Origin of the sequence: Xanthobacter autotrophicus ATCC 700552 (assembly GCF_043194565.1) — a bacterium.
In the GTDB taxonomy this organism is placed as follows: Bacteria; Pseudomonadota; Alphaproteobacteria; order Rhizobiales; family Xanthobacteraceae; genus Xanthobacter; species Xanthobacter autotrophicus_F.
In genome coordinates, this window is sequence record NZ_JBAFVS010000018.1 from 96,520 (window position 1) to 103,302 (window position 6,783).

General features: G+C 64.6%; 14 protein-coding genes. All 14 read right to left on the bottom strand.

Annotated elements, in window-relative coordinates; genetic code table 11:
• Positions 1-58 precede the first annotated feature (58 nt).
• A complete protein-coding gene (rplE, locus tag V5F48_RS17875) occupies positions 59-616 on the bottom strand; it encodes a 50S ribosomal protein L5 (protein WP_012116757.1) in 558 nt (185 codons plus the stop codon).
• Positions 609-926, bottom strand: a complete 318-nt coding sequence (rplX, locus tag V5F48_RS17880) for a 50S ribosomal protein L24 (protein WP_012116758.1) — start codon at positions 924-926, stop codon at positions 609-611. The genes rplE and rplX overlap by 8 nt, the downstream gene beginning before the upstream one ends.
• The gene (rplN, locus tag V5F48_RS17885) at positions 926-1,294 is read right to left on the bottom strand and encodes a 50S ribosomal protein L14 (RefSeq protein ID WP_138398138.1); all 369 of its coding nucleotides are present in this window, start codon (positions 1,292-1,294) and stop codon (positions 926-928) included. The genes rplX and rplN overlap by 1 nt, the downstream gene beginning before the upstream one ends.
• 188 nt (positions 1,295-1,482) lie before the next feature.
• Positions 1,483-1,731 carry a 30S ribosomal protein S17 gene (gene rpsQ, locus V5F48_RS17890; protein WP_282641855.1) on the bottom strand — a complete coding sequence of 83 codons (249 nt, stop codon included), beginning with the start codon at positions 1,729-1,731 and terminating at the stop codon, positions 1,483-1,485.
• A gap of 7 nt (positions 1,732-1,738) precedes the next feature.
• Positions 1,739-1,951 (bottom strand): 50S ribosomal protein L29, encoded by a 213-nt coding sequence (gene rpmC / locus V5F48_RS17895; RefSeq protein ID WP_138398140.1) that lies wholly within the window; start codon positions 1,949-1,951, stop codon positions 1,739-1,741.
• Positions 1,952-1,961: 10 nt separating this feature from the next.
• A complete protein-coding gene (gene rplP, locus V5F48_RS17900; protein WP_012113709.1) occupies positions 1,962-2,375 on the bottom strand; it encodes a 50S ribosomal protein L16 in 414 nt (137 codons plus the stop codon).
• Positions 2,376-2,404: 29 nt separating this feature from the next.
• A complete protein-coding gene (rpsC, locus tag V5F48_RS17905; RefSeq protein ID WP_138398141.1) occupies positions 2,405-3,163 on the bottom strand; it encodes a 30S ribosomal protein S3 in 759 nt (252 codons plus the stop codon).
• Positions 3,163-3,543 (bottom strand): 50S ribosomal protein L22, encoded by a 381-nt coding sequence (gene rplV, locus V5F48_RS17910; RefSeq protein WP_394108112.1) that lies wholly within the window; start codon positions 3,541-3,543, stop codon positions 3,163-3,165. The genes rpsC and rplV overlap by 1 nt, the downstream gene beginning before the upstream one ends.
• Positions 3,544-3,549: 6 nt before the next feature.
• On the bottom strand, positions 3,550-3,828 hold the full coding sequence (gene rpsS / locus V5F48_RS17915; RefSeq protein ID WP_394108111.1) for a 30S ribosomal protein S19: 279 nt from the start codon (positions 3,826-3,828) through the stop codon (positions 3,550-3,552).
• An 11-nt stretch (positions 3,829-3,839) separates the two neighbouring features.
• Positions 3,840-4,673 carry a 50S ribosomal protein L2 gene (gene rplB, locus V5F48_RS17920; RefSeq protein ID WP_394108110.1) on the bottom strand — a complete coding sequence of 278 codons (834 nt, stop codon included), beginning with the start codon at positions 4,671-4,673 and terminating at the stop codon, positions 3,840-3,842.
• Between the two features lie 25 nt (positions 4,674-4,698).
• Entirely contained in the window at positions 4,699-5,007 is a 309-nt protein-coding gene (locus V5F48_RS17925) for a 50S ribosomal protein L23 (protein ID WP_138398142.1), read from the bottom strand.
• Entirely contained in the window at positions 5,004-5,624 is a 621-nt protein-coding gene (gene rplD, locus V5F48_RS17930; protein WP_282641851.1) for a 50S ribosomal protein L4, read from the bottom strand. The genes V5F48_RS17925 and rplD overlap by 4 nt, the downstream gene beginning before the upstream one ends.
• Positions 5,624-6,349: a 50S ribosomal protein L3 gene (rplC, locus tag V5F48_RS17935; RefSeq protein ID WP_282641850.1), complete on the bottom strand. Its 726-nt coding sequence runs from the start codon at positions 6,347-6,349 to the stop codon at positions 5,624-5,626. Before rplC ends, rplD begins: the two co-directional genes overlap by 1 nt.
• A gap of 22 nt (positions 6,350-6,371) precedes the next feature.
• Positions 6,372-6,680: a 30S ribosomal protein S10 gene (gene rpsJ, locus V5F48_RS17940; protein WP_012113701.1), complete on the bottom strand. Its 309-nt coding sequence runs from the start codon at positions 6,678-6,680 to the stop codon at positions 6,372-6,374.
• Positions 6,681-6,783 lie beyond the last annotated feature (103 nt).

The following is a 6,783-nucleotide window of genomic DNA, read 5'->3' on the forward strand; positions in this document are numbered from 1 at the left end:
CTCCGCCTGGGCGGAAAGGCCGGGCGCCCCGCTCGCGCGAAGCGCCCCTTCTAGACGCTCACTGACGGAAAGGGAAATTAAACGCCTTCAGAAGGGCGCGGGCTTCCTCATCCGTCTTCGCGGTGGTGCACACGATGATGTCCATGCCCCAGATCTGCTCGACGCGGTCGTAGTTGATCTCGGGGAACACGATGTGTTCCTTGACGCCCATCGCATAATTGCCACGGCCGTCGAAGCTCTTCGGGTTCAGGCCCCGGAAGTCCCGCACCCGCGGCAGCGCGATGCTGACGAGCCGGTCCATGAACTCGTACATGCGCGCCTTGCGAAGGGTGACCTTCGCGCCGACCGGCTGGTTCTCGCGCAGCTTGAAGTTCGAGATCGCCTTGCGGGCCCGGGTGATGACCGGCTTCTGGCCGGCGATCTGCGCCAGGTCGGCGGCGGCGGTCGTCACCTTCTTGGTATCGGCAGTGGCTTCGCCCACGCCCATGTTGATGACGATCTTGTCGATCGTCGGCACTTCCATGGGGTTCTTGTAGCCGAACTGCTCGATCATCTTAGGCCGCACCACTTCATCATAGAAGGTGCGCAGCTTCGGGGTATATGTCGCCTCAGCCATCGATCCTCTCCCCGGAACGCTTGGCCACGCGGACCTTGGTCCCGTCTTCCAGCACCTGGAAGCCGACGCGGGTCGGCTTGCCGTCCTTGGGGTCGGCAACGGCGACGTTCGACAGCTGGATGGGAGCCTCCTTGGAGATGATCCCGCCCTCCTGGTTCGCCGTCTGGCGCTGGTGACGCTTGACGATATTGACGCCGCGGACGAGCGCACGCTCCTCCTTCGGCATCACCTGGATAACCTCGCCGGTGCGCCCCTTGTCGCGGCCGGTGAGGACGACGACCTTGTCGCCCTTCTTGATCTTCGCGGCCATCAAAGCACCTCCGGCGCCAGCGAGATGATCTTCATGTGGTTCTTCGAGCGCAGCTCGCGCGGAACCGGTCCGAAGATACGAGTGCCCACCGGCTCCTTGTTGTTGTTGATCAGCACGGCCGCGTTGCGGTCGAAGCGGATCACAGAGCCGTCGACGCGACGAATGTCCTTGGCGGTGCGAACCACCACGGCCTTCATCACGTCGCCCTTCTTCACGCGGCCGCGCGGAATAGCTTCCTTGACCGACACCACGATGATGTCGCCCACGTGGGCATACTTCCGCTTGGAACCGCCAAGTACCTTGATGCACATGACGCGACGCGCACCGGAATTGTCCGCCACGTCGAGATTGGTCTGCATCTGGATCATGACGCACCTGTTCTCGTCATCCGGCGCCGCCGGCGCGCCGGCATTGCCTCAACCCTTGTTTACCGTGGCCGCTCATCGGAACACGGTGCTGCCGCGGTGCGGTCTCCACTCGGTCTCTCATCGAGACGACGGACCCGGCGCCGGAGCCTTCTCCGTCCGGACGATCCATCCGGACGGAAAATCTTCTATCAGACCTCGGCGCGCTTTTCGCCCTGGATCACGATCCAGTTCTTGAGCTTGGAGATCGGCCGGTGCTCCTCGATCCACACCGTATCCCCCACCGTCCAGGCATTGGCCTCGTCGTGGGCGTGATACTTCTTGGACCGACGCACGGTCTTCTTCAGCAGCGGATGGGTGAAGCGGCGCTCCACCCGGACCACCACGGTCTTGTCAGTCTTGTCGCTCACCACGACGCCCTGGAGCACGCGCTTCGGCATCGCTTCCTCACTTCGCCTTCTGCACCGGCGCACCGGTACGCTTGACAGTCTGCACGGTCTTGATCCGCGCGATATCGCGGCGGATCTGCTTGGACCGCGCGGTGTTCTCCAGCTGACCCGTCGCCTTCTGGAAGCGCAGGTTGAACTGTTCCTTCTTCAGCTTCAGCAGCTCATCGGCGAGCTGATCGGGGCTGAGGGCCCGAACGTCCTCGGCTTTCATGAGCCTCTCCTCACTCGGCGATGCGCTGGATGAAGCGCGTCTTGATGGGCAGCTTGGCCGCCGCGAGGGTCAGGGCCTCGCGGGCGGTCTCAACACTCACCCCGTCGATCTCGAACATGATGCGGCCGGGCTTGATGCGGGCCGCCCAATATTCGGGAGCGCCCTTGCCCTTGCCCATGCGCACTTCCGTGGGCTTGGCAGAGACCGGCACGTCCGGGAACACGCGGATCCACACACGCCCGGCACGCTTCATGTGACGGGTGAGCGCGCGGCGGGCCGCCTCGATCTGGCGGGCGGTGACACGCTCCGGCTCGACGGCCTTGAGGCCGAATTCGCCGAAGTTCAGCTCCGTACCGCCCTTGGCGACGCCGTGGATGCGTCCCTTGAACTGCTTGCGGAACTTGGTGCGCTTGGGTTGCAGCATGGCTTAATCGCCTTCTCTCTCGGCAGCCGTCAGGCGCGGTGGCCGCGATCGCGGTCGCCGCGATCGCCACGCTCGCGGTCGCCGCGCTCACGCCGCTGGGGACGCGAGGAGGGACCGGCTTCCTGCTCGGCCTGGCGCTTGTCCTGCGCCATGGGATCGTGCTCGAGGATCTCGCCCTTGAAGACCCACACCTTGACACCGCAGGTGCCGTAGGTGGTGAAGGCCGTGGCGGTGCCGTAGTCCACGTCCGCACGCAGGGTGTGCAGCGGCACGCGGCCTTCGCGGTACCATTCAAGGCGCGCGATCTCAGCGCCGCCGAGGCGGCCCGAGCAATTGATACGGATGCCTTCGGCGCCGAGACGCATGGCCGACTGCACCGCGCGCTTCATGGCCCGGCGGAACGCCACGCGGCGCTCGAGCTGCTGGGCAATGGATTCGGCGACGAGACGAGCGTCGATCTCGGGCTTGCGGATCTCGACGATGTTGATGAAGACCTCCGAGGAGGTCATCTCCGACACCTTCTTGCGCAGCTTGTCGATGTCCGCGCCCTTCTTGCCGATGACCACACCGGGACGACCGGAGTAGATGGTCACGCGGCACTTCTTGTGCGGACGCTCGATCACCACCTTGGACACCGCGGCCTGCTTGAGCTGCTTGAACAGCATCTCGCGGATCTTGATGTCCTCATGGAGCAGCTTGCCGTACTCGCCCTTGTTGGCGAACCAGCGGCTGTCCCACGTGCGGTTGATGCCGAGCCGAAGCCCGATCGGATTGACCTTCTGACCCATCAGGCCCGCTCCTCGACTTCCCGCACCACGATGGTGATGTGGGCGAAGGGCTTCTCGATCCGCGAGGCGCGACCGCGCGCACGGGGAGAAAACCGCTTCATGACCAGACCCTTGCCCACGTGCGCCTCGGCGACGACCAGGTCGTCCACATCGAGTTCGTGGTTGTTCTCGGCATTGGCGATCGCGCTCTCGAGGCACTTCCGCACGTCGCGGGCGATCCGCTTGTGGGAGAACTCGAGATCGGCGAGGGCCGTCGCCACCTTCTTGCCGCGGATCAGGCCCGCGACCAGGTTGAGCTTCTGGGGGGAGATGCGCAGATTGCGCAGCACCGCCTTGGCTTCGTTGTCCGCGAGCGCGCGGGGCTTTGCCTGCTTACCCATGACCGATCACCGCCGCTTCGACTTCTTGTCGGCCGCGTGCCCGTAGTAGGTACGGGTCGGCGCGAACTCGCCGAACTTGTGGCCGATCATTTCCTCGGAGACGTTCACGGGCACGTGCTTGTGCCCGTTGTAGACGCCGAAGGTTAAGCCCACAAATTGGGGCAGGATGGTGGAGCGCCGGCTCCAGATCTTGATAACGTCGCGGCGACCGGTGCCGGAAGCGGCTTCCGCCTTCTTCAGGAGGTAGCCGTCGACGAACGGGCCCTTCCAAATAGACCGTGTCATGTGTCAGGCCCTCACTTCTTCCGCTTGTGGCGGCTGGACACGATGAACTTGTCCGTCGCCTTGTTGTTCCGGGTCTTCTTGCCCTTGGTGGGGAAGCCCCAGGGGGTGACCGGGTTACGGCCACCGGAGGTGCGGCCTTCGCCGCCGCCGTGCGGATGGTCGACCGGGTTCATGGTCACGCCGCGGTTGTGCGGCTTGCGACCCAGCCACCGGCTGCGCCCGGCCTTGCCGAGCGAGATGTTCATGTGGTCGGGGTTGGAGACCGCGCCCACAGTGGCGTAGCAGGCGCCAAGAACAAGGCGCTGCTCACCCGAATTCAGGCGCACGATCACATAGCTCTGATCACGGCCGACGATCTGCGCGTAGGTGCCGGCGGAGCGGGCGATCTGACCGCCCTTGCCCACCTTCAGCTCCACGTTGTGGACGATGGTGCCCACCGGCAGCGAGGACAGCGGCCCGGCATTGCCCGGCTTCACGTCCACCTGCTCGCCGGCGATCACCTGATCGCCCACCGCCAGGCGCTGCGGCGCCAGGATGTAGGCCAGGTCACCGTCCTCATACTTGATGAGGGCGATGAAGGCCGAGCGGTTCGGATCATATTCGATCCGATCCACCACCGCCGGGACGCCACGCTTGGTGCGCTTGAAATCCACCAGGCGATAGGTCTGCTTGTGACCACCGCCGCGGAAGCGGACAGTGATGCGGCCGTTATTGTTGCGGCCGCCCGAGGCGCTCTTGCCCTCGGTCAGCGTCTTCACCGGCTTGCCCTTGTAGAGGCCGGAGCGGTCCACGATCACGAGCTGGCGAAGGCTCGGCGTGACCGGCTTGAAATGCTTCAGCGCCATGGTCTTGTCCCGTTCCCCTCAGCTCTCAGAGGCCCGTGGTGATGTCGATCTTCTGGCCCTCTTCGAGGGTCACGACCGCTTTCTTGACGTCGCTCTGGACGCCCTTGCGGCCCTTGAAGATCTTCACCTTGCCCTTACGGACCAGCGTATTCACGCTCTTCACCTTCACGTCGAAGAGCTTTTCCACGGCCTCCTTGATGGCAGGCTTCGTGGCAGTCTTGGCGACGTTGAAGACAACCTTGTTGTACTCGCTCGCCGCCGTCGCCTTTTCGGTGATGACGGGGGAACGGATCACGTCGTAATGACGCGGCTCGATAGTGCGTTGCGGGCTCATTTGAAGCGCGCCTCCAGCGCGTCCACGGCGGCCTTGGTCAGGACCAGGGTGTCGCGGCGCAGGATGTCATAGACGTTGATGCCCTGGATCGGGAGCACGTCCACATAGGGCAGGTTGCGCGCCGCGAGCGCCACATTCTGCTCCACCTGGGCACCGTCCACGATCAGGACCGATTCGAGACCCAGCTTGGCGAAGTGCTCCTTGAGCGCCTTCGTCTTGGGATCGTCAAGGGAGACCTTGTCGAGCACGATGATCTGCGCCGCCTTGGCCTTCGACGACAGGGCATGCTTCAGGGCGAGCGCACGCACCTTCTTCGGCAGGTCGATGGCATGGGAGCGCACGACCGGACCGAAGGCACGACCACCGCCGCGGAACTGCGGAGCGGAGGCGGCGCCGTGACGGGCGTTGCCGGTGCCCTTCTGCTTGTACATCTTCTTGGACGTGCGGTTGATCTCCGAACGGCCCTTGGTGCGATGGGTGCCGGCCTGGCGGCGCGACAGCTGCCAGGTGACACACCGGTGCAGGATATCCGCCCGCGGCTCGAGACCGAAGATCTCGTCCGACAGGGTCACCGAGCCGGCGTCGATGCCGTCGAGCGTCTTGACGGTGATTTCCATCACGCGCCCTCCTCATTGACGGCTTCGGCGGCGGGAGCCGCTTCGGACCCGTTCAGCTTGAACGCGCCGGGCTTGGGAGCCTCGGCAGGCAGCTTCTTCTTCACCGCGTCGCGCACGGTGATCCAGCCGCCCGCATGGCCGGGAACGGCGCCTTCGACGGCGATGAGGCCGCGCTCGACGTCGGTCATGACGACCTTGAGGTTCTGGGTGGTGACGGTGACGTCACCCATGTGACCAGGCATCTTCTTGTTCTTGAAGGTCTTGCCCGGGTCCTGACGGCCGCCGGTCGAACCGATCGAACGATGCGAGATGGACACGCCGTGGGTGGCGCGAAGACCACCGAAATTGTGGCGCTTCATGCCGCCGGCAAAGCCCTTGCCGATGGTGGTGCCGGTGATGTCCACGTACTGGCCCACAACGAAGTGGTCAGCCGTGATCTCGGCGCCGACGGGGATCAGCGCGTCTTCCGGCACGCGGAACTCGGCGAGCTTGTGCTTGGGCTCGACCTGGGCGACCGCGAAGTGGCCACGCTCGGCGCGGGTCACGTTCTTGGGCTTGCGACGGCCAGCACCGAGCTGAACCGCAACATAACCGTTCTTGTCGAGCGTACGGTGGGCAACCACCTGGCAGCTCTCAACTTTCAGCACAGTGACCGGCACGTGCTCACCGGCATCGGTGAAGATGCGGGTCATGCCAACCTTCTGGGCGATGACGCCTGACCGCATGGTCGTGTCTCCTCGCCTCACGTCAGAGCTTGATTTCGACGTCGACGCCAGCGGCGAGGTCGAGCTTCATCAGCGCGTCCACGGTCTGGGGAGTCGGGTCGACGATATCGAGCAACCGCTTGTGAGTACGCATCTCAAACTGCTCGCGCGACTTCTTGTCGATGTGCGGAGAGCGATTGACGGTGAACTTCTCGATCCGCGTCGGCAGCGGAATCGGGCCGCGCACCTGCGCACCCGTGCGCTTGGCCGTGGCGACGATCTCACGCGTCGACGCATCGAGGATGCGGTGATCGAACGCCTTCAGGCGAATTCGAATGTTCTGGCCGTTCATGGCTCAAAGGCTCCGGGGAAATGAAGGACGCGCGCGTTCCGCGGCGCGTCCCCGTTTTTTCTTGTCAGATCACTCGATGATGGAGGCGACGACGCCGGCGCCC

Excerpts from the sequence above, each read along its gene's own strand:
- rplP (WP_012113709.1), bottom strand. The coding sequence starts at position 2,375 with ATGCTGCAACCCAAGCGCACCAAGTTCCGCAAGCAGTTCAAGGGACGC.
- rpsS (WP_394108111.1), bottom strand. The coding sequence starts at position 3,828 with ATGACACGGTCTATTTGGAAGGGCCCGTTCGTCGACGGCTACCTCCTG.
- rplC (WP_282641850.1), bottom strand. The coding sequence starts at position 6,349 with ATGCGGTCAGGCGTCATCGCCCAGAAGGTTGGCATGACCCGCATCTTC.
- rpsC (WP_138398141.1), bottom strand. The coding sequence starts at position 3,163 with ATGGGTCAGAAGGTCAATCCGATCGGGCTTCGGCTCGGCATCAACCGC.
- rpsJ (WP_012113701.1), bottom strand. The coding sequence starts at position 6,680 with ATGAACGGCCAGAACATTCGAATTCGCCTGAAGGCGTTCGATCACCGC.
- rpsQ (WP_282641855.1), bottom strand. The coding sequence starts at position 1,731 with ATGCCGAAGCGCGTGCTCCAGGGCGTCGTGGTGAGCGACAAGACTGAC.
- rplE (WP_012116757.1), bottom strand. The coding sequence starts at position 616 with ATGGCTGAGGCGACATATACCCCGAAGCTGCGCACCTTCTATGATGAA.
- V5F48_RS17925 (WP_138398142.1), bottom strand. The coding sequence starts at position 5,007 with ATGAGCCCGCAACGCACTATCGAGCCGCGTCATTACGACGTGATCCGT.
- rplB (WP_394108110.1), bottom strand. The coding sequence starts at position 4,673 with ATGGCGCTGAAGCATTTCAAGCCGGTCACGCCGAGCCTTCGCCAGCTC.
- rplD (WP_282641851.1), bottom strand. The coding sequence starts at position 5,624 with ATGGAAATCACCGTCAAGACGCTCGACGGCATCGACGCCGGCTCGGTG.
- rpmC (WP_138398140.1), bottom strand. The coding sequence starts at position 1,951 with ATGAAAGCCGAGGACGTTCGGGCCCTCAGCCCCGATCAGCTCGCCGAT.
- rplX (WP_012116758.1), bottom strand. The coding sequence starts at position 926 with ATGGCCGCGAAGATCAAGAAGGGCGACAAGGTCGTCGTCCTCACCGGC.
- rplV (WP_394108112.1), bottom strand. The coding sequence starts at position 3,543 with ATGGGTAAGCAGGCAAAGCCCCGCGCGCTCGCGGACAACGAAGCCAAG.
- rplN (WP_138398138.1), bottom strand. The coding sequence starts at position 1,294 with ATGATCCAGATGCAGACCAATCTCGACGTGGCGGACAATTCCGGTGCG.